At 40.7% G+C, this 25,550-nt stretch carries 13 protein-coding genes; all 13 read right to left on the bottom strand.

All coding sequences use genetic code 11. The features are described 5' to 3' along the window. Window positions 1–21: 21 nt before the first annotated feature. The 13 genes from HC643_RS28100 to HC643_RS28040 all read right to left on the bottom strand — a co-directional run bounded on the left by HC643_RS28100 (window position 22) and on the right by HC643_RS28040 (window position 24,761). The gene (locus HC643_RS28100; RefSeq protein WP_167844764.1) at window positions 22–3,834 is read right to left on the bottom strand and encodes a tetratricopeptide repeat protein; all 3,813 of its coding nucleotides are present in this window, start codon (window positions 3,832–3,834) and stop codon (window positions 22–24) included. Between the two features lie 250 nt (window positions 3,835–4,084). Next, the gene (locus HC643_RS28095; RefSeq protein WP_038090402.1) at window positions 4,085–5,464 is read right to left on the bottom strand and encodes a calcium-binding protein; all 1,380 of its coding nucleotides are present in this window, start codon (window positions 5,462–5,464) and stop codon (window positions 4,085–4,087) included. A gap of 151 nt (window positions 5,465–5,615) precedes the next feature. Next, on the bottom strand, window positions 5,616–5,882 hold the full coding sequence (locus HC643_RS28090) for a hypothetical protein (RefSeq protein WP_137986590.1): 267 nt from the start codon (window positions 5,880–5,882) through the stop codon (window positions 5,616–5,618). 526 nt (window positions 5,883–6,408) lie between these two features. Beyond that, window positions 6,409–6,723, bottom strand: a complete 315-nt coding sequence (locus HC643_RS28085; RefSeq protein WP_038090405.1) for a hypothetical protein — start codon at window positions 6,721–6,723, stop codon at window positions 6,409–6,411. A 673-nt stretch (window positions 6,724–7,396) separates the two neighbouring features. Continuing rightward, window positions 7,397–8,179: a peptidylprolyl isomerase gene (locus HC643_RS28080; RefSeq protein ID WP_038090406.1), complete on the bottom strand. Its 783-nt coding sequence runs from the start codon at window positions 8,177–8,179 to the stop codon at window positions 7,397–7,399. Window positions 8,180–8,238: 59 nt separating this feature from the next. After that, window positions 8,239–9,795 (bottom strand): beta-barrel domain-containing protein, encoded by a 1,557-nt coding sequence (locus tag HC643_RS28075; protein ID WP_038090408.1) that lies wholly within the window; start codon window positions 9,793–9,795, stop codon window positions 8,239–8,241. A 46-nt stretch (window positions 9,796–9,841) separates the two neighbouring features. Then, the gene (locus HC643_RS28070) at window positions 9,842–12,916 is read right to left on the bottom strand and encodes a peptidase domain-containing ABC transporter (protein WP_038090410.1); all 3,075 of its coding nucleotides are present in this window, start codon (window positions 12,914–12,916) and stop codon (window positions 9,842–9,844) included. A gap of 1,625 nt (window positions 12,917–14,541) precedes the next feature. After that, window positions 14,542–15,285 (bottom strand): peptidylprolyl isomerase, encoded by a 744-nt coding sequence (locus tag HC643_RS28065; RefSeq protein WP_038090412.1) that lies wholly within the window; start codon window positions 15,283–15,285, stop codon window positions 14,542–14,544. Window positions 15,286–15,571: 286 nt separating this feature from the next. Next, complete coding sequence (locus HC643_RS28060) at window positions 15,572–16,039, bottom strand: HetP family heterocyst commitment protein (RefSeq protein WP_038090415.1); 468 nt, start codon at window positions 16,037–16,039, stop codon at window positions 15,572–15,574. A 240-nt stretch (window positions 16,040–16,279) separates the two neighbouring features. Then, the gene (locus HC643_RS28055; RefSeq protein ID WP_038090418.1) at window positions 16,280–17,068 is read right to left on the bottom strand and encodes a hypothetical protein; all 789 of its coding nucleotides are present in this window, start codon (window positions 17,066–17,068) and stop codon (window positions 16,280–16,282) included. A gap of 1,122 nt (window positions 17,069–18,190) precedes the next feature. Continuing rightward, window positions 18,191–21,319, bottom strand: a complete 3,129-nt coding sequence (locus tag HC643_RS28050; RefSeq protein ID WP_063779578.1) for an ABC transporter transmembrane domain-containing protein — start codon at window positions 21,317–21,319, stop codon at window positions 18,191–18,193. Between the two features lie 632 nt (window positions 21,320–21,951). Beyond that, window positions 21,952–24,399 (bottom strand): GH116 family glycosyl hydrolase, encoded by a 2,448-nt coding sequence (locus HC643_RS28045; protein WP_038090422.1) that lies wholly within the window; start codon window positions 24,397–24,399, stop codon window positions 21,952–21,954. A gap of 167 nt (window positions 24,400–24,566) precedes the next feature. Further along, window positions 24,567–24,761: a hypothetical protein gene (locus HC643_RS28040; protein WP_050046785.1), complete on the bottom strand. Its 195-nt coding sequence runs from the start codon at window positions 24,759–24,761 to the stop codon at window positions 24,567–24,569. Between the last annotated feature and the right edge of the window lie 789 nt (window positions 24,762–25,550).

Raw genomic sequence — 25,550 nt, 5'->3', positions numbered from 1 at the left:
TTTGTTAAGTAATAACGATGTTCAAACTTTTGCTCCGCTCTCATTCAATGGCAGTGAGATTAATCTTGAGGCAATCTCATTCCCTAGCAAAGACGTTTCGTTTTGAGTCAGCCAAGTAAATAACTTTGCGACAGCGACAGAAGAGCTATCTATTATGAGAGCCTCATGAAGCATTTGGAAAGCACCAGCAACATCGTTTGCTTGTAGTACAAAGACGGCTTGCTTCATATAATAATCCCAGTAATGGCTGCGAGAGCGGGCGGTAATCGTTGCGCGATCGCTCACTGGTAAATAGCTGTCTGAAATTTCAATTGCATGACGGATATCTTTTCCCTGATTTTGAGTTAGTAAAAGGTTAGTAGTGATATTGTTAGAATGTTCTCGATAACGTGCTAAAATGCCCGGTTCGTACCACCAATCGTAAAAAGAAGCAATACGTTTGTATAATTCCCAATCAGGAGTATATGTCAACTGAGGAGAGAAACCTCCCAACCGTTCGTGAGCATCTCGACGAATAACCACCGCAGGCATATTTAATGGGTTGGAGACTCCAATCTTTTGTAACCAATCTTGATGAACTATACCTCTGTACTCTCCATACACTTGTTGGGTGAAAATCGCTTGCCCTTTATCATTGATATTTTCAAAACCTGTAAAAGCTGCTCCCACAGAATCAGGACACGCTTCTAGATTTTGTTGTAGGCGAGAATAAAAACCGGGAAGAACACAATCATCGTCATGAAGCACGTGAATCCAGCGACCCCGACTCAAGGCAATGCCTATATTATGATTTGTGATAACACCAAGATTTTCCGGGTTTCTGTAGTAGCGGATGACTCCTCTCCCAAGACTGTTGACCATTTCAAATAGAGGCGGTGTACTGCCATTATCCATCACCAAAATTTCCATCTCCTCTTCCCCTTGCCATTGCATCAACACGCTTGCCAAAGATTCGAGTAGATAGTCAATGCGATTGTAAACGGGAATTACCACACTCCAGAATGGGCGCGGTTGCTCGGGGTTGGCTACGGGAGGAATGGCAGGAAATTGATATGCTCCAACAGTGACTTCTCCTAAAGTGACGGGTGGGGTTACGGGAATGGTTTCCGGGCTTTGGTAGGTGGCGACTGCTTCTGCATACCGGGGATTGAGGCGTTTTAATCCCTCGCGATAAACAGCTATGGCTTGGGAGAAATCTTTTTGCTGTTGGTAGATCTTACCGAGGTTGATGTAATATTGTCCTTCTTCGGGAGCAAGTTCTCGAGCCTGACGATAGTAAGCTTCCGCCGTCTTCAAATCGCCTGCTCTTTCCCGGATCTCTCCCAACTTGTGATTTAATTGTGCGTAGTAAGTTTGTTCGTCCGAGGACAGCTTTCCTTGGGCAAACAATGCATTTCCCAAATTTGCCTCGGCTTCGATGAAGTCTGGCTTCAACTCTAAAGCTTTCTGATAGTAACGAACGGCTTCGTCAAATAGTCCTTGTTGTTGCAGGGCGTAGCCCAAGTTATTATAAATTGGGAGTGAATCTGGTCGTAAGGCTAAAGCTTGACTGTAAGCGATCGCTGCTTCAGAATACTGCTGTTGAGCGAAATGCAAATTTCCTAAACTGAACCAAGTCTTAACAGAATCTGGTTGTACTCGTGATGCTTTATTTAGCCACTGCTCGGCTGTTTGAAGTTGTCCCAATTGCTGCGCTATTATACCTAAACTGTATAAAGTCTCGGGATGCTCGGGTTGTTTTTCCAGAACTTGATGATAGAGGTGCTTTGCTTCAGCTAGGCGATTTGCTTGATGATGTTGAACTGCAAGTTGGAACATTTCAGCGACTTCTTGAGAGCTAAATCGTCTTGGCTTATTCAACACCTTAAAAAGAAAATCTTCTAGTGCTCTGACTGGTTTTAAGTCGTTATATAACTTGTGCTTGTTCTCCGCAATTTGCTGAGAGATATATTGACGGTATTGAGCATCTTGACCCAAAAGCACTGCAATTTTCACATATTCTTCTTTAGTGGCAGCAATCGTTTCTTCTATGCCCATCATTTTCAGTATGGCCATAGTATGCCGTCCCCGCATCAAATCCCCTGGGAAGGTAACCACTGGTACGTTGTGAGCGATCGCTTCTAAAGTTGAGTTGCATCCAGACCAACCAATGCTATCTAGGAAAATATCTGCGATCGCTGCAGTACCAGCAAATTTTCTGGCTTCCATGGAAGACACAAAAGTGCAGTAGTCCTGATAATTCAGGTCGAAATTCTCAAAAGCCTGCCTTAAGCGATCGCAAAAAACGTTAGCGACCTGTTCGCTAACGTAGCGTCTGATAAATACAAACTTGCACCTTCCCAAGGCTTTAGCGATTCTAGGAAATACATCATCATGCTGGGGCAAATATTTATACAATGCTTGACAGCACCAGAACATGATTTCATCTTTTTCGATGCCAAGATCTCTTTTGCTAACTGCTAAAGGTTGAAGATCTAAGGGGGTATAGTAGATCGATAGATTTGGTAATCTAACTAATTGCTCGCTATAGTGGTCTTGAGCATCTTGAGGTTCCATGAGATCGCTACTCAAGTAGTAGTCAATTGTTGGCAGCCCACTGGTGTCTGGATGTCCCCAAGAAGTCATTTGGATGGGAGCCAATCTCTGACATCCCAAGCGAACTGTCATCGGCTCCATACCAAATTCGGGGAAAATTAGAATATGCAGGCGATCTCGTGCAATGACTTCAGCCCATTGTTCTAACACTAAAGGCCCTTGAGTAAATTTGTCAAAAGCTTTCGCAGCCTCAACTGTTTCCCGATCCTGTTTTGTCCCCGTGTAATATCCAAACAGTTCAAATTCACTTTTATCAAGGTTTTCTACCCACCCTTTAATTGGAATTTTCCAATTAGAATGATATCGAAAAAACCCCGAAACAAAACCGACTCGAATCTTTTCATTAGCTGCTATCTTAGGAATAGGAATTGGTTGAGTCCACTGAGGATAACCGCTTTCCATAATCTGACAAATTGTTTTTCCATACAATTGCTGTAATGGTCGGTCATTTAAGCCTTGATAAGCCAGATAAAAAGGTTGTAAGTAACCTATAACCTTCGCTGTTGCTGCTCGCTCTTCGGGGTTGGCTAGTTGATAGTAATCAGCTAACGCTTGTAAATGTTGTTGATACTGAGTTAGCCTAAACTGAAGTTCATCAACGCTAGAATAGATGATTGGTAGCTGACTCATACAAAGGCCAAATCTAGCAGGAGCATAGTCAGGTTTAATGCTCAAGGCTTTCTGATAAGAATCCATCGCAGCTTCTAGCTGACCTCGCTCTTGAAAAAGATTTCCCAAATTGTAATACGTGTCAACCCAATCTGGCTTAATTTTTATAGCTTGCTGGTAAACTTGGAGAGCGTCTTCCAACTTATCTTGTTCTGAAAGAATAATTCCCAAGTTGTTATATGCTTCAGCCAAGCTAGGTTTAATTTCTATGGCTTTCTCGTAGCACTCTTTGGCTGACTCTAATTGACCCTGTACTTGAAAAATATTTCCCAAGTTATTATAAACATCAGCAAAGGTTTGGTCGATCTTGAGGTATTGCTGATAGACTTGAGTTGCTTCGGTTAACTTTCCCTGAGTCTGAAGAATATCTCCAAAGTTTAGGATGATTACACGGTGTAACTTTTTTAAGGAGTCTTTGGAAATTTTATTTTCAAATTTATTTTGTATTAACTGCTCGTATATCGATCTGTAGATTGACTCAGCCTCGTCCAATTGACCTGACTGATACTTATTTATAGCTAGTTGAATGAGAGCGTTTAACTCGGATTCTAAAACTGTTGTGGTATTCATTGTTATAATGGGATATTAAACTAAAGTATTAAAAATTTATGTTGTGCTGATTTTTAAAAAAGTTTTGCTAATACTATAATTATGTACAATTATGCGTCAGGTAAATTTGTGGAGGCAGACGCACCTGATATAGCGATGCACAGTAGTAAAAAGGTTGTAGTAACTAGTTATTAAAGGGGCTTCATTCTAGCAGAACCTTGAGAATTGCCCATTTAACAAGATCTGGTTACATCCATCTCTACACACAACACTAGGCAGGAGCAATGAAGGTACCACTCGCAAAATCAGTAGATAGTGGACTAAAGGAAGAGGCTTGGAATCCTATTACACTACCAATAACCTCATAACCGCCATTTATTGGTGACAAAAGGTATGTATCTGAGGTTCCCAATGTATCATACTGCAACAGGCTTGGGTTATTTACTTGGATTTTATCGACACCATTCTCGAATGTATATATATCAGCGCGGTCGTCAATGCCGAATATAACACCACTTATTGGAGTGCCAAAACCACCCGCATAGAAATTACCATTGGCATTTCCTAGCACAAATGTATCTGAAGTTGGTATCCCAAAATCACCTTCAGAAAAGAGACTTTCTGCTTGACCATCGCCATCTAAATCGAGGAAAAGACCGCCAATTAAAATATCGAATTCACCAGCTTTACCGCCACCATTGAGAACATCGCTGCCAAAGCCGCCAATAACCGTGTCGTTGCCATCTTGCCCTGATATTGTATCATTACCGCCAAAACCACCAAAGGCAGGATCGAGATCGTTCAGTGCAAAATTAAAGTTATTATCTCCTCCATCAAGGTAGTCATTTCCCACACCTCCTGCGATGTTATCGGAACCACCACCCCCAAAAACGGTATCATCTCCCTCTCCAGCATTTATAGTATCATTACCGTCGGGTCCACCAAGGAAATCTCTGTCTCCATAAATTTGATCGTTTCCAAGACCGCCATTAATGTCATCATTGCCACTCTCGCCAACAATCAAGTCATTATCGATCCCACCTGAGAGGTTATCATTACCAAAGCCACCAAAGATCTGGTCATTGCCGTTGCCGCCATCCAGTCGATCGTTGCCTTCACCTCCATCAAGTTGGTCATTATCAAAACCACCATCAAGGAAGTCATCTCCGTTATTACCAATTAATATGTCATTACCAAAACCACCTCTAACGGTGTCATTATTCTCTCCGCCATCTAATTGATCGTCTCCTGCTCCGCCGTCAAGCAAGTCATCTCCTGCACCGCCAATCAGGAGGTCAACACCATCACCTCCATTCATAGTATCGTTGCCGCTTCCGCCGTAGAGCCTGTCGTCACCGTTGTTCCCATTGAGAATATCGTTACCGCCACCTCCTCCAATGGTGTCATTGCCTTCACCTCCAGAAAGAGTATCGTTGCCGTCGCTAGCACTTTCGGGAAATATGGGGTTGTTGGGGTCAGTCAAATTAACAGTACCGTCACCAGAGATGATGTCGTCACCTTCATCTCCTTGAATTACGTCACCTCCACCTAATCCTACTAAGTTGTCATTTCCTTTGCGACCTAAAATTTGATCGGCAATAGAGGTACCTACAAGATTGTCGTTATTATCTGTTCCTCTTAAAAAAGCCATCTTGGTTTCTCCTAAAGTCTAAACAGTTTGCTTCTTCACAAAAATTCAAGTTCAACATTTTCAAATTCATAAGTCAACCTCACCCTAAAACAAAAAATTTTACAGTCACATATCAACTGGCATTATATGCAATCAGCATTGATGAATGCTGTTAAGACACATAAGCAGAAGAGGACGCCGAAGAGTTCGAAAAAGTATTACTACCAGACGCAACTGAGGTAACACTAACAGAACTGCTTGCAAAAGAATTTCGATCTCCAGTCACTGTCCTATTATTAACTCGAGAACTTGTATTGGTAAATTGACCATAAGCAAGTGCTGAAAATCCAGAAATTGCTATAGCCCCACCACCATTGATAAGAGATACGGCAGATATCTCAGGTATTTGCTCTAAATACTCAAGATCGGAAATTATCATGGTTTCTCTTCCTCCTAACATTTGAAAAACTCTTCTCACTAGCAAAATTCCTATGGAATTTTGTTTGATTTTTGAACTATAACATAGAGTGGGAATAGCCCAACCTAAGATATTTAATCTTTTCAAAAATCATCTACAGATTCTAAAGACGGAACCTCAGTTAGTTTTAATCATGTTGAAAAAGCTGACGCATTGTAACTAGAAAATTGTCTCTAGATACAAAAAGTCAACTCTTCTTGTTCTCATTTGCTCATTTTGAAATATGTTTTCTAAACCTAACAAAACCCTTGCATAAGAAGGGCTTAAAATATGGAGTGAATTTTCTATCTCTTTCTTTATTCAAGAATAATTTCGAGATCCAGAAACATATCTTCCGTCGCTAGTAGGTTGAAAACTTCAATCAAAACGAGACGAGGGCTACTTTCTAAACTCTTGGGGAATAATCTTTGAGAGTATCTACACCTTTAAAAGTAGCCCCAAACGGGCCCGTTTGGGGCTACTTCTATGACTTAATTAGCCCTAGATACTAGTTAGCAGCTGCAACGATCAAGCCAGATTGGCTAGATACTTGACCTGCAACAACTAATTGAGAAATAGCAGCTTGAGTGTTGGTGTTGTTGCCAACAGCTTCGTTGTCAAATGCAACAGAACCTGAGTTACCAGTTACGCTTGACTTAATGCTGATGTTTGCATACTTATTGAAGATATCATTAACAACGCTAGTGTTGGTAAATGTAGAGTTTGCAGTTGTGTTGGAAACTAAGGCTTTGTTGAAAGTAAGACCACCAACTACAGTAGCTTCAGTAGCAACTTCCAAGTAGTTAAGATCGGAAATAATCATTGTTTTCTCCTGGGAATTAACTTGTTTTGGGAATTATTTGTGAAAAATTTGTTTTTGTTTTTCACACTTTTACTATAACTTATCTATTTAAAAAGTCAACTACTTTTTTCAAAAGAATCATTGTTGATTTTTAGTAAATTTGAAAAATATCTAGATAAATATCTATCGTTTTAATAGCGTAATAAAAATGAAAATTTTAGACAAAAAACAATATTTCTTGTCTAAAAAAATAAAATATTTAGTTTTTATAAAAACCGAACAACTGTTGTCTCTTCAAAATCAAATAACTAAAAAGATTTGGAACATACTAATACCAATTCTTGATAAAGCTACACATTATTTTTAGCCCGGATAATCTCCCCTTTACAAGGGGAATTAAGAAGAGTAAGAACAGGTGCGTGGTGAGTTTTTTCTATGCATCCTCATCTGAAAACTGTATAAAAGCAAAAATCACAAATTCAGTTTAAAAACGAAAATTTACTAACAAAAGCTTTATTTACATAAAGTTTCATTGGAAGTCTTAACAAATATATAGCGATTCTAAATGATTTTTAAACAATTCTATTTCCCGGTACCTGTTAAGAGGTTACTGCCATCACGAGATGTTTTTAATTCAAATAGGAATGCTATATTTTGTTATTTAAATTTGCTAAATAATAGGGTTTTCACTTTTTTAAGCTTGCTTCAGAAATTCTTCTTGAGTTTGTAAATTGCTATGCACATCCAAATGAGTCGCGATTTTCATACTCGCTATTTGTTGCTTTAACCAATCTGAAAATAATTCGTTGATAATTTTTTGGCGTAACTCTTCATCTAATTGGGGTTGAACTATAGCCTCTACCCAAATTAAATGTATCCCTTTAGAGGTTGTAATCGGTTTCAGGATTTCTGGTGGTTTGGCATCAAACACAGCAGCAGCAATTTCAGGACGAAAATCGCGACGCGAACGAAGACCTTGGTATCCACCAGCACAACGGAGTTTATGGTCTTGAATGTACTGACGGGCTATTTCTTGGAAGCTGATTTCGCCTTCTTGGAGAGCATAAAATAGCTCTAAAGCTAAGTCTCTATCGTCTAAGATCACTTCATAAGTAGCAACTTCAACATAATCAAGTTTATTCTCGTAAAAAACCTGTTCGACACGGTCTGCAAATAAATGATTCGCTAACTTCTGTTCCAGAACTTTGGCGCAAACTAATTCTTCAAATTCCTTTAATGTCAGATGATGTGTCTTTAACCACGCCCAAGTGTCTTTGGCTGTTACAAGTTTTTTCTCCAGTCGGAGTTTGTCTCCTTCCTGCTGTATTTCTGCTTCACTCACAGCGATACCAAGCTCAGAAGCGGTTTCAGCAACAATTTTTCGTGTTGCGATCGCTTCTACAACTTTCGGAAGTTCAAAACCGAGCTTAATGTTATAGATTATGTCTTCGGGGGAAACAATCAGGCTTTCTAACAAGACGCACCTCCTCAAACGACTTTAGATTTTTGACTTTGGATTTTGGATGCAGGTATGGACTAAAAAGCCGCACTGTCTTTGTTTAGCTTTTTAAATGGGTCTAACACGTAGTCAATAATTCGTCGTTGACGAATGATGACCTCTGCAGTTGCTGTTTGACCGGCTGTTAAAGGAATACGCTTGCGACCAGATTGTACATAGGGCTGAGGTATGGTAATTTCCAACTCAAAAGAATTGACATCACCTTGAGTGGTTTGTTGAACTTTAGAATCTGGCGAAATCCAATTAACTTTCCCTTGCACAACTCCATAGTCTTGAAAAGGATAGGCATCTAGCTTGATTTTGACTGGCATTCCTACCTTTAAAAAGCCACTATGTTCGTTTGGCATCTGGGCTTTAAGTACAACGCTTGAATTTTTAGGTGCTATTTGAGCAACCCTTTGACCGGGCTGCAGTACGGCTCCTGGTTTAGTAACTGGTAGCTCAAAAATCACACCATCAATAGGCGCTCGTACTCTTCTTTGCTGCAACTGAATCTTGAGAGCAGTTACTTGGCTCTTTGTCTGAGCAATTTCTGATTGCAGGGTATTGATTTGTGATTGCTGTTCTTTAATTTGTTCCTCAGTTTTTAGCTTTGCTAGTTTACCTGTATGGATGAGGCTTTGATAAGTGCGTTGTTGTTCCTGCAAACGAAGTTCTGCTTGCTGAATATCTGATTTAGCTTGGAGCAGAGTTCTTTCATAACTAGTTTGTTGCTCTTGAAGGCTGGCTCGAGCTTGAGAAATCTCAGTTTGAGCTTGTACAAGGCGTTCGTAGTCTTCTTTTTTAGATTGTTCTATCTCTTTAAACCGATCTTGTGAGATAGCACCATCTTCATAAGCTTTTTTATAGCGTGGAACTTTTTCTTGAGAGGCTTGAGAACGTACTTCCGCTACCTTATAGGCTGCTTTACTTGATTCCAGAGCTTGTTTTATTTGGTTGACTTTAGCCAATTTTTCATCTTTTTGGAGGTTATAGGCATTTTTAAGAGAATCTAAATTTTGTCGCTCTTGCTCTACTTCAGAAAGTTTTGCTAATTCTTGAGCTTGGTTTTGTTGTTGCTGAGTATTCAGAGAGAGAACTAGTTGATTTTTCAGAGTTTCTAGGTTGGCATGACGATTTTGCAAGCTCTGTAGCTTTAACTCTGCTTGTTGAAGTTCTGTTTTGAGTACATCTGACTCTATTTCTAATAAAGTTTGCCCTGCTTTGACAATTTCGCCCTCTTTGACATTGACAGCAACGACAGTACCGAGGGCTGGACTATCTAATTTTTGCGTTGCTCCCTTAGGTTCTATACGACCTCTAGCACTCCCTGTTTCATCAATCTTGGATAAAGTTGACCAAGGTAAAACAACAACTGCAAAGCCTAGAGCGACGTATAACAAAGAACGAGTCCAAACTCTAGGTAAGGCATCAAGAAGTTCTTGCGTACCGTAATGGAACTCTTGCACCTTAGCTGCATTTTCATGCTGAGGCTTTGGAGGTTGTTTGCTATCCACCAACGGGATGTGATTCAAATACTCATCTTGCTCTGTTTGAGAGACTGTAGATGATGAATTAGAAAATGGCTGTGGCATATTTTTTCATCTCTACTGAGATGTAAGGAGATAGAGAAAATTCAACTCAACCGACTTGAGCAAACTGTTGCTGGTTGAGGTAATAGTAGTGCCCTTTCTTAGCAATTAATTCTTCGTGCGTTCCACTTTCCACCAATACACCACGATCTAGGACAAGAATTAGGTCTGCATTGCGTATGGTGGACAAGCGGTGAGCAATTATGACACTAGAGCGCCCTTTTAGTATGGTTTTTAGATTATTTTGAATGATCCGCTCCGATTCTGTGTCAAGATGACTGGTTGCTTCATCAAAAATTAACAAGCGAGGGTTACCAAGTAAAGCACGAGCGATCGCAATCCGTTGACGCTGTCCGCCTGAAAGTAATCCACCACCTTCACCAATTTGGCTTTCATAACCCATTGGTAATTGTCGAATAAACTCATCAGCTCCAGCTAACCTCGCTGCTTCCATGATTTCTTCCAGAGTAGCTTCTGGGTGAGCAATACTAAGGTTTTCTCGAATTGTACCGCTAAAGAGAAAGGTATCTTGGTCAACAACACCAACTTGAGAGCGAAAAGAGCGTAAATAGATGTAATTTAAGTCTTGACCATCAACTAATATTTTCCCTTCTGTAGGAGAATACAAGCCTAATATTAATTTAGAGAGAGTTGTTTTTCCCGAACCACTCCGCCCCACAACTGCAACCGTTTGCTCTGGTTTGATTTCAAAGCTTAAATTTTGTAGGACGTTGGTTTCGTTTTGTGAATTATATCGGAAAGTCACGTTTTCAAAGCGAATGTGACCGCGAAATTGACCTAAGGACTGTCGGGGATGATTTTCTAAGTCTTCTTCTGGTTTAGCTTCCAAAACATCATTGATGCGTTCGGTAGCAATCATAATTTCTTGCAATCCATTCCATAGCAATGCTAAACGTTGGAACGGACCGAGCACATTACCCAATAGCATATTGAAAGCTACAAGCTGTCCGATGGTCAGTTGTTGCTGAATTACTAAAGATGCACCGTACCACATCAAAGCTGTACTGGACAGAAGATGAATTGAGCCACTGATAATCTGTAAGCGGTTTCCTATAATCTGTGCGAAAAAGCCCTTTTTAACAACATTATTTAACAATTCTTCCCATTTCCAACGAACTGACTGCTCTACTCCCATCGATCGGATAGAGCGAATTCCTGTCAGACTTTGAATTAAATAACTGCTTTCTTCGGCTCCTGCATAGAATATCTCATTAGAAATACGGCGTAGTATACCCGTGCTAGATAAGACTAAGATAAAAAATGGTGGTACAGTCAACAGTGCTACCAACGCCATCTGCCAGTTGTATAGGAACATAATGACGAGATAGATGGATAGTGTCAGTAGATCGAGAATGACTGACAGTGTTTCTCCAGTAAGAAAGCTCTGAATTTTGTGATTCTCTTGAATACGAGAAGTAATGTCACCTACACAACGAGACTCAAAAAATGACAAAGGCAAGTGTAACGTGTGCTTAATAAAACCAACCAGCATTGCTACACTGATACGAGTAGCCGTGTGATCCATGAGATACTGACGCACCGCGTTTACAAAGATGTTGAAAAACCCAAAAACTAACATCCCCAAAGCGACAGCATTTAAAGTCGCGAAGCTTCCTTGAACAATAACTCGGTCAAGTAACATTTGGGTGAATATCGGTGAAACCAGTCCAGACAACTGGATCAGCACTGAAGCAACAAAGATTTCTAGCAGTACCCAAAAGTGGGGTCTTAGTAACTCATAAAACTTCCAAAAGCCCTTGATTTCCTCCTTGGAGTCTTTTAATAAGGCTGTTGGTTGTAGTAACAAAGCATAACCACTCCAATCTTCTTTAAACTCAGCAGCAGTTAAAGTGCGTATCCCAATCGCTGGATCGCCTACGATGACATGTTTGCGAGTAATTTCATAAATAACAATAAAGTGCTTGCCTTCCCAGTGAGCGATCGCTGGTAGGGGTTGCTGTGCTAACTTATCAAACGTTGCTTTTACCGGACGAGTTGCATAGCCAAGGCTTTCTGCTGCTGCTGCTAAGTTCCGTAGCGATACACCATCTCGGCTTGTGTCAGCCAAATCCCGCAGTCGATTAAGGCTAAAACGCTTACCCCAATAACGACTAATCATCACAAGGCAAGCTGCACCACAATCAGAGACGCTATGTTGTTGAAAGAAGGGGTATTGCTTGGTAACCCGTCCCCACCAATGCTCTGCTCTGACTTGAGGGCTAGGGAAGTAAGGCTTGAGCTTTTTTTGTTTTGGTTGTGGTTCTAAACTTCTTTGCGGAAAGGGAATCACGTTTCCAACAGAAGTAGACCTTTCCGATCTGGGCTTAACGGGGCGTTGTTTGCGATCCTTGACACTGATTGGTTGTTCTTGAGGAGCGACAAACTCTGCTAATTGCTGCCAATGCTCTAGTGCAGGTAACCAATTTGCATCCCTCATAATATAGGCAATTGTCGGTTGCGCGACTTGCCAAGTATCTTGTTGTGGGGTTGGATAAATTTTGCCCGGAGTTAAAACCTGTCCTTTGGAATGCCGCAGTTCTCCTTTCCGCAACACCAAACACTTACAATCTTTAGGTAAAGTGGCTTGTTGAAGATCGCCTATATCGTGCCGCTCAAACAATGACAAAGCTTTGAGCATTCCTGGCACATCTGATATATTGCCCATCTCTTGCCAGTTTTGGTGACATAGCATAACCATATCCCATAGTTCCGCACGTTTCAAAAGGCGTTCGCGAATACTGGGGTAGCGGTCAATCAAAACCTGCAATACTTCTTGTTTAAGATAACAAAGTTTAAGATTAGTTGAAGCCCTAGCGGCATAGGGCTGAAAGCTGTCTGAAAACAGCGTTGTTTCCCCAAAGCTAGCTTCCGAACCGAGGGTTGCAATTAAATTTTCATCACGATCTAATAATCTGACTTTCCCTACAAGAACAATATATATTCCTGGATCGGTCGATACTGTTTGCCAGAACTGCTTAGCTATTGGTGGTTCCACGATTTCTACCGATGCCAAGCATCCCGCCATTTCCTGCTCTGAAAGTGATTCACCCAAAACACGAGTGATACGTTCGCCTAACAGGTGTTCGGAAAAAACTGGTAGCATTACCTCGCCTCCGCATATAAAGTACTAAGTTTTTGGTCTGGACTTGACATACACGCAAGAATCCAACGTTCAACAGAAACTAGACTTTATACAAGAAATTGGCTGATAGTGATGCTCCTACCGCCACAAAACAGTAACTCGCGAGTAGCCAGTATCAAAATTTTGCTTTTGACGAATTTATTATGACTAAAACCTTGTTGTTGACTGGAATGCTGTGACATAATTATAGCCAGTTGCCTCATGTACGATAAATGGACCAAGCGAGTCTATAGCAGCTGACATTGTCCGGACGTAACCGATTTTCAGCTGCATAATTGATTAGCCCTGGGAAGCTAATCGATTAGGTATATGATGGGTAAGACCTTGGAAGCCATCTCCCTAGGACCTGGGAATCTAGGGGGATACTCCTTGGTTTTTCAATTTTCCATAACTCCGTCTCCAGAGTTACCGGGGATCAACTTAAAAGGTTGTTCCTGCTAAAGAGCTGAAAGCGCCTAGCAGTTATTAGTAGTTTGTAAAGATTTGTTTGCATTAAGTCAGTAGAAAGCATCCTTTTTTAAAAATATGGCTCCTGTGTCCATAGAGTAAGATAGGGATCTTTTTATGTTGCGGTTCTGTCCTAGCAATGCTCCTAGTGATTTTCTTTCTGGTGATGCAGTTTTCTATCTTTAGTTCCTCCAAACCAAATGAAGCTGCTAACAAACAGCTTTACCTTGGAGCATACAGGAACTCAAAACTATGCATCTTGTAAGCGACGGTTCTCTTGACTAGCTTGTAGGAGCAATGAAGAACTCACCAAAGAATTATTAGCCTCAAATTAATTAAATCTTGGTAAATTCACTTAAAAATCGTCTGCTGCTTTATTGCCCAATATGACATAGTGTAAGGTATCGCGAGTGCGGTTGCTATCCTTACCCGTCGTTTGCCTTACTATCATTACCTTTTTCGTCACGATATCACTATAAACCAATTTCTAGCTTATAGGCAATCATGAAAACTAAAGTTTAATCACTCCTTTACTTATGCATACAAGATTGTATTAGTAAATTTACTGACTTCTTGTCAAGTACTTCTCACAAAATTCTATAGTTTTTCAAAAAATTCTTTCAAGATTCTTGAAAAATTTAAAATTTTTTTGACTTTTCTATGCTTATCTTTTCCAAAACTATAAGTATTTATTTTTAATTTTCTTTATAAAATAAAAATAAAATATCATACTGTATGCCAATATAGTTATGAAAAATATATTTCAAGATTTAATGATCTCCATAGAGGAATATGAATATAACTTTCAGAAATATAAGCAAATATTATTTAAACTTCATAAACTTATATATTTGTTTAAAGATTATTTTGTTTCATAAGACATACGACTCCCCAAAGAGGTACATTGGAGTTACCCAGTCAGATGCCCGACAACTCAAACTATTGCTTACGCCAACCACAAAGACCCAGAAATCCTAGATTCCTTCAAATAGCGAAAACCTATTTTTATACGTATAAAAACATTTACACCCCGATTCGCATAGGTTGTATCGTAGATGTTTTTACCCAAGCTATACAACATTTATCCTTGTTTAAGGAAATATTAAGTTTTTATATTGCTTTTGTCAATCCCCCCTTGGTTATGAACCATTTGAACGAGGAACCAGACAATTGACTTCAATCAATAGCCATTGCTGAAGCATATTGTTCAAAATTTCTTCATATCTCTGAGGTGTGAGTTCAGGAGGAAGTAAATCCTCCACCATAAAAAGATGGAACCCCTGTTCGGTCTTTATAGGACCGACTAACTCCCGTGTGGGCTTGCTAAAGATGATAGAAGCTATATCACTAGGAATTATCCCTCGCTCTATTTGTCCTTCATAGCCGCATCGTCGCCGACGATTATCATCAACATCGTAGAAATGAGCAGCATCGTAGAAACTAATTTCACCTTCTTCAATCTGATAATAAAGTTCTTGAGCCAGTTTTGCGTTAGCAACAACTAGTTGATAGAGAATGACTTGCTCAAATCCCAAACGATTTTGAATGAAAAATCTTTCTACTTCTTTGGCAAATAAAGCACTTGCTAGCTTTTGTGCTAGCAACCGATTCCGGATTCCAACTTCCCAATCATCAAAGCTTACGAGCTCCTCGGCTAACCATGCTAGCGTGTCTGAGGCTTTTTCGAGCCGTTTATCTCGACGTTGACGCTCTGCTTCGGCCTCAATTTCTTCTGTTGTAACAGCAATCCCCCTCTCTTGAGCTACACGATTAATAACCCTTTGAAATAAAATATTTTGGCATACTTCCTTATAATTGATTTCACTTTTTAGAAAGCGAACAATTTCTTCAGGTGCGATCGCAATCTTCGAGACATCATCCATGGATACTTGGTATAACAGCCTTCAATGCTACTTTCAGCATAAATGTAGCAATTAGCTGTTTATTTTAATGACTTGTTCTGTAAATACTCTATATATTTTTATCGGAAAATAATAAAAATATAAATTGTTGAGAACACGGAAAATTTTTGGAAAATTTTGGTATACTGCGACATAATTCTTAGTTCTTAGTTGTTAGTGGTTTTTGGTAGAACGACTGTACGAGCGCAAAGCTTTGCTGATTGTACGGGTGCAAGGCTTTGCGCCCCTACTAACCACTAACCATTCTTTATTGAAATCCGCAGATTTTAAAAGACAAATCTTGAGGGGTTTCTGCTTCAGGTTCGGATTTCATAGATTGGTATTTTTCAACTTGTGCAGTCAACCACTGCTGGCTGCCGCCACGGACTTCAGTTTTGTGCTTGCCAACAACTTCAAGATAAGCCAAATCTTTAATCTTACTCAAACAACTTGTCGGCGTGACGCGATCGCTGGATCTTTTCTCTGTAGGTAGCTTAGCAATTTTAAGATTTTCGTTAGATTGTGTATTTGCTCTAGAAACGTGAGAGTTCTCTTTTAGCAAACGGTTGTAAGTACGATAAGGAATGTAATGTAGGGGATTGTAGCCAGCGAAACGCAGCATCAGAACGCAAGCCCAAGAGTACTTACCTGCAAGAATAGCTTCTACAACTTGGTCGAATTGTTCGGGATTGATAGTCTTATCTAAATTGTTACTTCCAGAAATACTGTGGTTCATAGTGTTTGTTGTTTTGATAGAAATAAACAAGTCGGTCGTCTTTGGTAGTTTGTAGTTCAATGGGTGTCTCTATAATTGCTCTTGCCTTTACCTTTAAAGCACAAGTCAAATTTGCTCAAGCAATATATCAGTTCAGTAATAAGCAACAGATGTCAAGGAGTTTTTGCATTGACTGTTCCATCGACTTTTCATTTGATACTTCGATTGTTATCCGTCATAAAGGCGACAGTAAAGGCAACTCTAACTTCGATATACCTGACCTAATTTCTTGGTAGATTTTGCACTTGAAGCAGTAGATACAACTCTGTTTGAAATGCTTTGAGTATTCCGACGTAGGTCGATAATATCTGTTGCTTTGTTGTTTAGGGTACTTTTTTGAGAAGCCTGCTGTGCCAGATTCTCGAGCACTTTCATGGCAGTACGAGTGTAAGCTAGCAAACGAGATCTGTCGATAGAACCATGCGCTTGATGCGATTGTGTTTGGTTAGCGACTAACTGTTGCTGTCGATCTTCAACTTCAGCAGGTGAGAATTCCCCGTTTAATTCTGTAACAACTTCGATTGGTGTCCACTCCCTGGCTGAGCTTGCAACAGTGTTATCGATGGAACCCAACGCGTGCGGTAGAATTTGAGATTGCTCTCCCAATGGTATAACTTTACCTCGGACTTGACTGACTTGTTCGATCTTTCCCGTCCACGACCAAACAACAACTGTTGTAAAAAAAGCGATGCTCCTGATGGTTGCTAGAAAAGAAAAGGCTTTAGGTGTTTTATTGAGGATTTCCTCAATATGTACTGACCTATTTTCCGTATTCTTCATTGCTGTTTCGGAGCTTTTAACCCCTGTAGTAGGAGTCTTTATAGGTGCTTTCAGCGTAACACCCGTTTCTACACTAGCTATATTTCTGTCACGGATGAGTGCCATTTCAGATACTAAATCGGTCTCAATAGGAGAGCGATCGCAATACTTCTTTAATATATCTGATTGGCTTGAAATATGAGGTGCATTTAACCTGATGATTCTGTTCATGCTTTGTCCTGATGATCGGAAACCTGACTTTTCTTTCAAGTCTTTTTACTGCTAAGCCGGAATTTGTTAGTTACCCCTGAGATTTAGTTATCAGTGTGTAAAAAAGTAGCATCTACACAAAAGATACTATGTGAAAAGGTAGTAGCTCCTGCAACTTTTCTTTGAATACCCATACACTGATAGTGGCTTTTTGACTGTGTTTTTTTGCTTAGCAGTGCCGCAGGCAATTCTTTCCTTTTTCTCATGTCATATAAATGGCATGAAAAGTTTCCATTTGATTGTAGTAGATGCATTTTTATCCTCTTCAAATTTAGCTCACTCCCGATTCTATTTCTTTCCCTGATAAGTCTATGCACTTATTTTATACCAAAGAATTAGGAGATAAGTAAAATCGCATACTTTTTAGGGGTGTAGAGAAAAAATATTCATCCCCAAGCATTAAGAGTAACATTTGTATTTATACTATTTTTTTTCACAAATGTCATCTCTTCTTATGGCATTTTATCAATAATTTTTACTCTTTCCATTTTTCTCTTTATTTTCTAGACTTTCACCCACTTTTTGTTTCTTACTTGTTAGTTATTGGGGGGTGAGACCCCTCATTCAACCTCGCTTTAAAGCTTTAGTTGAATATCTTATTTTCTCATTACTATGGTTCCTAACCTTATAAAAATATAACAGCACAAGTCGCATTTAGACAATCTTTACTACTGCGAGCCACAATAGCGATTTTTACCAATTCTACAAAATCTACTACTGCCGTTATTATGTTTATTTTTTGCAGAAATAAAATTCTGTAGTAGAACATACGATTGGCACTTTAGAACCAAATACTTGTAATAACTTCATCTGTTAGTAAAGATATGAAGTTGTAACCTGACCATCTTGTGGTATAATTTGTTAGCTTTAGGTAGACGATAGATCGCAAGCAGCAAAATACTGCAAAAAGCACCGTTTTGAGAGAGTTCTGTCATGCATATTTGTCTCCTGCAACATCAGAAGATCTATCTTGCTTGAGATATCTCTAATAACAAATATGTGCGTTGATTTACGAATTCAAGTATGTAAGATGACGGTAGTATTTCAGTAACCAGTGACAAGCAAGCAACGATTGATGGAAGGTTACGAATTTAATTGCTGCTGAACTAGGTTGTGATAAACACCGCTAAGTGACATTAATTCATCATGCGTGCCTTGTTCAACAAGACAACCTCGGTCTAAAACAAGGATGCTGTCAGCATGCCGAATGGTAAAAAGACGATGGGTAACGATAAAAGTGGTGCGATCGCTCTTAGCGCAAGCCTCCCCCAGCTTATCGCAACCGCTAGAAGCGTCACTGGTGCAACTGTACCAAGTTAAATTCTCTAAAAATCGATGTTCGGATTTAGCATCAAGGAAACTAGTCGCTTCATCTAATATTAAGATGCGAGGATTTCTCAAAAAAGCTCTAGCAATAGCTATTTTTTGTCGCTGTCCGCTAGAAAGCATCATTCCTCCCTCTCCCACTTGTGAGTTGTACCCAAGGGGTAAAGTTTGAATAAAAGAGTCTGCGTCAGCCATCTTTGCAGCTGTAATGACTTGGTCTAAAGACCAATCCGAACTGTACAAGGTAATATTCTCTAAAATAGTCCCTGCAAATAAAAAACATTCTTGAGAAACTATCCCCAGCTGGCTTCTTAACGATTGTGAAGAAACAACAGCAGTATCGTGTCCATCAATCAGAATACGTCCTGTATGCGGACGGTATAAACCTGCAAGGAGGTGAACTAGAGTGCTTTTTCCCGAACCACTGCAACCCACAATAGCGATTGTTTGTCCTGCTTTGACTTTAAAGGACACGCTTTGTAAGGCATTGCGTTCTTCATAGGGATTAAAACGGAAAGTCACATTCTCAAAATGGACATCACCCCGAATGGGTGGCAATACCGATAGAGGTTTTTGAGAATTCTCTTCCGGCTGAGTTGTTAAAACATCATTAAGACGCTCAACAGAAACAACAACCTCTTGAAATTCATCCCACAGTTTTGCTATGGCGGTCACCGGTTTGACAGCATTATCAATCAGCATATTAAAGGCTACAAATTGACCGAGTGTCATAGAACCGCCAATGACCGAGGTAGAACCATACCACAATACGTATGTACTGCAAAAAAGAGCGATCGCATTATTTGCCAATTGCAAAACATTAACTAGCTTCTGACCGCGCAATCGAGCTTTTAACGCATCTGTAAAACGTTCTTGCCAGCGCAAATGAAATTTCTGCTCGGTCAGGGTCGTTTTTACAGTAGCAACCCCAGTTATGGTTTCTACTAACAGAGCACTTTGCTCGGTCCACTTCTTCAAGAATTCTCGCGAAAAAGCCTTCAAAAACGGACTCGCCCCTAATGTGACAAGAGCAACAGGTAGGATTGAACACAGCACTACGAGAGTCAACTGCCAGTTGTAATAAGCCATCAATCCCAAGTAAACAACTGCCATCAAAGTGTCTGAGGCAGTAGCCACGATTTTACGAGTGAGAAACACTTGGATGTTTTGGTTTTCCCGAACACGAGAGATAATATCTCCTACTTGACGGGACGCAAAAAATTGCAATGGCAACCGTAGGGTGTGGTTAATAAAATTATCAGTCAAAGTGCCATCTACCAGATTGGAAAAATAATCCAGCAGATGTTGACGAACTGCACTCAGAACAACTCGCCCCATACCCAACACAAAGAAACCAATGGCAAGAGCATTGACTGTCGTTAGGTTTTTTCCGGGGATCGCACGGTCAAGAGCTATCTGAGCAAAAATAGGCGTCAAAACTCCCATCGCTGAGAGCAACCCAGCCGTCAGAAAAATTTGCTTTAACAGCTTGCGATGAGGTGATAAAGCTTGTTTTATACCGTGAAAAGAGATGTTTTCGTCGCGGGCTGCATTGAGACGGTCTGTAGGTGATAAAAGGAGAGCATATTCCGTCCAACTTTCTTCAAATTTTTGACGGGATAGCCATTGCTTTCCCACAGCAGGATCGGCAATCAATACGCGATCGTTTTTAACCTCCCAAACTACCACGTAATGAATTCCCCCTAGCCAGTGAGCGATCCAAGGAAGGGGATGCAACTCTAATTTGCCAAGAGTTGCTCGTACAGGGAGAGCGTCATAGCCCAAATTTTGGGCTGCATCTGATAAAGCTGCCAAAGATGCTCCTGTACGGTCTGTTTGAGCTAAGTTACGTAACGTATTCAGACTGAAACGTTTGCCCCAATACCGACTAATCATAGCCAAGCAGGCTGCACCACAATCAGACGAACTTTGTTGTTCGATAAAAGGGTAACGACGCCACAGACGGTGAAGGAGCGAGCGGGGATAGGCGGATGTCTCCCCTATATCCCTTATCTCCCTTGTCTCCCCTGTCTCCCTTGTCTCCCTTGTCTCCCCTATCTCCCTACCTTCTTCCTTTAGTTTGCATAAATCAGACCCGATGGTCATAACCAATTCCCAGTGCTTTGTTGGAAGGTAGTAGAGCAAGATATCTGTGTCAGCACTCCAAGCGAGAGGCTCGGTATTGGGATATCCCCAACTTTCTCCTACAACGGGTGGATAAGCTTCTGCACTCTGGGTTTTGATTGCTCCACTGAAAAGCCAAAAGCGCCCATTTCTTCCTGGAGTCGTCTCTTCCAAAAGAGAACCAGCATCTAGCTTCTTTTGTTCTATGTAGGGCAGCAATTGCTGTATATTGTGACTTTTTTGAGAGCGTAACTCAGTACAAGTTTTGAAAAAAATTAATACTTGACGCTCGTGAGTAGAGCGTTCTAAATTGGTTTGCAGGTTGGGAAAGTGCTCCAACCACGGAACAACATCGGAAACTTTGACTTGAGCTACATAACCAGCACTGGCTGCTGTAGCTTGATAGGGGAGAGGTTCATTGCAGAACAAACAGTCTGCACCAAAAGTTTGTTGTGGTAACAGTAACTGAGTTGACACTAAACGCTTGAGAGTTTTGTCATAAGCAAGGAGACGGACTCGACCTTGACAAATTAAGTAAAGAAAATCCCTTGTATTATCAAAGTTGTTATCCGGGCTACCGATAATTAAATCGTCACCTAACTGAAACTCGCGAACAACCCAAATTTTACTGAAATCTGATACTAGACTGGAATCTCCCGCAATGAGTTTCAAGCAGTTAAGGATAACGGTACTTGACATTGGAGATAAATGTTGACTAGTATTAATTGATTTTTGCACTCTTAACGACGAAAAAGAGTTCATCGTTCTATCTCTGATGTCTGGATAAGCTTGTTCACTTTGTTCAAAGTGGTTAGTTGCATAATAAAGAGTTTGATAAGTCTTCCACTGACAACCCTAGTAATGCATTCTTATAAAACTTCACCTAATGTCGTCAATAGACTGATTGCGCTTTATCAAAAATTTACCTGTTCTTTCATTGATATTCGTCCACGTGATTCTCCTCAAAGATTCTGACTCAGCAGATTTAATGTGTTTTGACAATTTTTAAGCTTGAGGAGAGAAAAATAAATTTTTGATTAAATCTGCAAAATCCTTAACGTTTTTGTGAAGATTTTGCGTTAAAAAAAGGTGGTAAGTTAAAAAAGAGTGATGTATTAGCATGAATTTGTGCTATGGGTTCTAAATTGTAGTAAAAAATACAAGCAATTCAACAAAAAAAAGGATATTCTATCCCCAAGTCTTTAAAACTAGGGATTCTCTAAAGTTATTGCACGATCCTCCACGAAATCTTTTTTCAGAGGTTAATAGTAGAATTCCGGAAAATATGTAACAACCGAAAAAAATATTATACGACAGGGAAATATGATTTGCTAGAGGTTGGGGAAGAAATTAGGGATCGATGGCAAGTTCGTTCGGCATTGCGGAGGGGTTTTCTACGCCCCAGTCGCTGCCAAATAAACTGCCCAAATTGCCATTGCCCGAAGGTAAACGCAAGCGCGGAAGGTTCCGACAGATGTAATAGCTTCAGGAGTTCGGAATTGCAGCCCGTTATTGTAAATTTGGCTAACTACAGCTTGTGTTAATTGAAATGCTTCATCCTTCATGCCCATTTGCACGAGAAATGCGGCTAATCCAAAATTGATTCCCGTCCAAACCTCCAAGGGATGGGTGGCTTGAGGATTCTCTGGCGAACCATCAGGACGAAGACCGTTAGCAGCCCCAAATTGACCGTTATGGAACTTGAGAAAGCAGGCTTCGTAGACTGTTTTCAAGGCAGATGCAGCACAATCTGGTGGTACGATGTCTGGTAACCCCAACAAGCGAGCGTAAAATTGTCCGCAAAGTTGGTCTGCCATAACGACATCAGAACCGCTCTGAGTGTCGAGCTGATAATATTGCCCGTTCCAAAGTTTTTCTTGGTAAACAGGGCGAGATTGTTTTAACCAAGCTTCATAGATGGATTTTTGAAGGGCAGCATTGTCTTGAGTGTCGGCTAAAATGTCGCAAATCGCGATCGCAGCTTCTAATGCAGCCAACCACAATCCACCACAGTAAGCACTCACTCCTTGCAAACGCCAGTCATCAAAAGTTTGGTCGGGTGCGCCGGAATTCTCAGGAATGCCATCTCCATCTTTGTCAAATGTTTTGAGATAGTCCAAGGTTTGGACGATAGCGTTCCAACAGTCCGCTAAGAATTCCACATCATTAGCACCTGTTAAGAGAAAGTCTCGGTATACCTGTAAAACAAAATCGCTACCTAAATCCTTCCACAAGTTGCAATCTTGATAACTCGTGTAATTGGTCTTTTCCCAAACGTGCTCGTTTGGTGCGCCCAAATCGTGAGGTGTTGCACCTTGAACTTTCCGGACTGCCATTGGACTTTCTGCACCAATAGTGTAATAGTATCCAATGACACGGGGAGTACTGTCACTTTTGGGAATTGCTCGTGCAAAAGCCCGCATCACTGCCTTTTCTAATTCTGGAAACAGTATCAGTAGGGCAAAAGAACCGTACAGCCGTACATCTAAACTTTCATACCACCGATAGTCCAAACATTCGAGTACGGCAAACTGTCCGATCGGGTCGTTTTTTGAGGCGGAACTCCAGAGAGTTCCACCACTTGTGAGATCGTAAAGCTCGTTGAAAAGAGCCATTTTGAACCAATCGGGCAAGTCTTGACGCTCAATAATAGGCGTTTGCCATGCGTGAATTTGTGCTTGCCAAGTTTCATATTCTACTAAGGCAGTCGATGCGATCGCCCAAGCATTATCACCGTTAAGACCAAAATAATCCGTATATCTGCGGTAAGATATAATTCCCTCTGCAAATTCTGTTACAGGAAAATCCCAAGCTAGGACGAAAGGAAGTTTTAGAATTTCCCCTGGTTGAAGAGTGAACCGAAGAGCAAGGGCAACCCCAAGCTGTTCGCCCTCAGCGATCGGAGTTTCATCTGTGGAATTAGACAAAGAACCATTTTGAGCAAAGCTTTGCCATATTTCCTCACCCGTCCCCGTTGGATTCCAGCGAGTGTTGTAATACGCTTCTACCTTTGGATGTTTTTGAGTGGCGATACACCACTGTCCATCACCTTCCTGTAAAGATTTACCACTATTCACCCGACTCATCAAACAACCGATATATTCACCCTGTTCTACAAGTTGGTTAAAGTTACCTTGACTTTCATACAAACGCGAGCGATACTCGTAAACTGGACTGCCATCATCCCTCACCCTGACTTCTGGAGATTTTAGGGCGTTGGTAAACCAACCCACCATATTTTGCCAACTCAACATTATGCTGAGCGTAATCGATGCATTTGTGGGATTTTGTGCAGTCCAGACGAACACTGCTACCGGATAACTTGTTTCCTTGTAGTTATGAGCCCAAATAGGAGAGAATTGCTCGCAAGTTAGTTGTGCTTGAAACACTCCTTCATAAACAAACCAACTGCGGGGATATAACGCGTGATAGCTTCCTGTTGAGTGAATTTGGGATTTGGGATTTGGGATTTGGGATTTGGGATTTTCTCCACCTTCTCCACTTGCTGGGTACCACTGCCAAGCTGAAAGACTGCCATCCTCTGGTGCTTGCGTACACAAGGCATAAGCTTTTGAGGAAGAATTATCTGACTCGAACAAGCTAAATTGACAGGCGGGAATATATTTGAATACGTGTTCGCCACCATCAATGTGCCACAGATTGAAATCTCCTCGTGAGGAGCGACCAATACACCCTGCACCAAAGCCACCAAGAGGCATTCCGTGCCATGGACCATCGTCAATATTGCTTGCGTAGCGGACTCTGTATGGAGTATCCCAGCCTAAACCAATGGGACGGCTCCAAACGCAGGAAGGAATGACGGAAAAAGGCTTGTTACTCATTGGTCAATTATACGGCGTTTGGTGCATGGGAGTGAAACAAAAGTTTTTGCGCTGCACATAGCCCGACAGAGGGACAAAGAAGACTTGGAGAACAAGGGAGACAAGGAAGCAGTCTTAATAACTCATCACTAATCTAAAATCCACACATCCAAAATCCACGCATTCAATTAATCTCGTTCCATATCAAAAATCACTTGTAATTCAGCATCTGGCATGAGCCGACGCAAGACTGCCAAGTGACCGTCAGCATCACTGCGGCTGCGGAATCGACCTACAATAGTTTGTTGTGTGGGAGAAACCAAACGAATAACGATCCAAGGTGCTAGCGCTGTGCGGTAACCTTTAGTTTGTCGATTCAACACTTTAAACCTCCTTAATTGATTGCGTTAAATAAAAACGGTAATTGTTACACCAGTTTGAAAAAAGAATGAAATCGTATAGTTGGATGAGATCTCGCCTTAGTGAAGTTTTCTCATGTCTGTTGGTTTGTTTTGAAGAAAGACCTTCCTACAGGACTGGACTCACCACTCGCCTGCGATGGGAAACCCGTTTGCTGTACTGGCTTCTCCTAGCAGCTTTCGGTAAAATCTAAAATCCAAAATGGTATGTTTTTGCGGACAAGCAAGCTTTAGCTCATCATGTACGAAACACAAAATTATTCCCTATGCCTTGCCTGCTGGAGTGTTGACCCACTACAAGCACGTCTGTGTTAACGCATCTATACACACCTTCGCTAACAGTAAGACGAAAGCATTTCGTGTCGCTACATTGTCAAAAAGCGATAAGCCGTAGGCTTAACGGCTGAAGCCGAATCGCCTGACACGCAGAGATTCCAGTTTACGTTATTGGAATAACTAGTTCGAGTTGCAGAACCTGAGTTCACGGTGAGATGCAATTCGCTGAAATAAAACCTGAAAAAAAGGCAGATATCAACATACAGGTGTGACCTTTCGGTGACTACCTTTTTGTTATTTTGCTTACACTTTACGTGGAAGTCATTAAGTTAACGTAAAACACTATAGTTGAATTGCTAAAGTGTTAATAAAAATGAACTAACTGAAGAACTGAAACAAAAGACAACTTTGAAGTCAAAGCTTGCAATAGCTTTTATAAAAGCTCTGCTGGAAATAAACTTCGATTTCGTCTCTAGG

It is taken from the genome of Tolypothrix bouteillei VB521301 (assembly GCF_000760695.4).
GTDB classification, from domain to species: domain Bacteria; phylum Cyanobacteriota; class Cyanobacteriia; order Cyanobacteriales; family Nostocaceae; genus Scytonema; species Scytonema bouteillei_A.
Note: the sequence above shows the minus strand (reverse complement) of the source record. Positions and strands in the feature narration are given on the sequence as shown.

Bases quoted from the DNA above. Each gene is read 5' to 3' on its own strand.
- HC643_RS28045 (WP_038090422.1), bottom strand. From the start codon at position 24,399: ATGAGTAACAAGCCTTTTTCCGTCATTCCTTCCTGCGTTTGGAGCCGT.
- HC643_RS28095 (WP_038090402.1), bottom strand. From the start codon at position 5,464: ATGGCTTTTTTAAGAGGAACAGATAATAACGACAATCTTGTAGGTACC.
- HC643_RS28075 (WP_038090408.1), bottom strand. From the start codon at position 9,795: ATGCCACAGCCATTTTCTAATTCATCATCTACAGTCTCTCAAACAGAG.
- HC643_RS28060 (WP_038090415.1), bottom strand. From the start codon at position 16,039: ATGAACCACAGTATTTCTGGAAGTAACAATTTAGATAAGACTATCAAT.
- HC643_RS28065 (WP_038090412.1), bottom strand. From the start codon at position 15,285: ATGGATGATGTCTCGAAGATTGCGATCGCACCTGAAGAAATTGTTCGC.
- HC643_RS28070 (WP_038090410.1), bottom strand. From the start codon at position 12,916: ATGCTACCAGTTTTTTCCGAACACCTGTTAGGCGAACGTATCACTCGT.
- HC643_RS28090 (WP_137986590.1), bottom strand. From the start codon at position 5,882: ATGATAATTTCCGATCTTGAGTATTTAGAGCAAATACCTGAGATATCT.
- HC643_RS28050 (WP_063779578.1), bottom strand. From the start codon at position 21,319: ATGAACTCTTTTTCGTCGTTAAGAGTGCAAAAATCAATTAATACTAGT.
- HC643_RS28085 (WP_038090405.1), bottom strand. From the start codon at position 6,723: ATGATTATTTCCGATCTTAACTACTTGGAAGTTGCTACTGAAGCTACT.
- HC643_RS28100 (WP_167844764.1), bottom strand. From the start codon at position 3,834: ATGAATACCACAACAGTTTTAGAATCCGAGTTAAACGCTCTCATTCAA.
- HC643_RS28055 (WP_038090418.1), bottom strand. From the start codon at position 17,068: ATGAACAGAATCATCAGGTTAAATGCACCTCATATTTCAAGCCAATCA.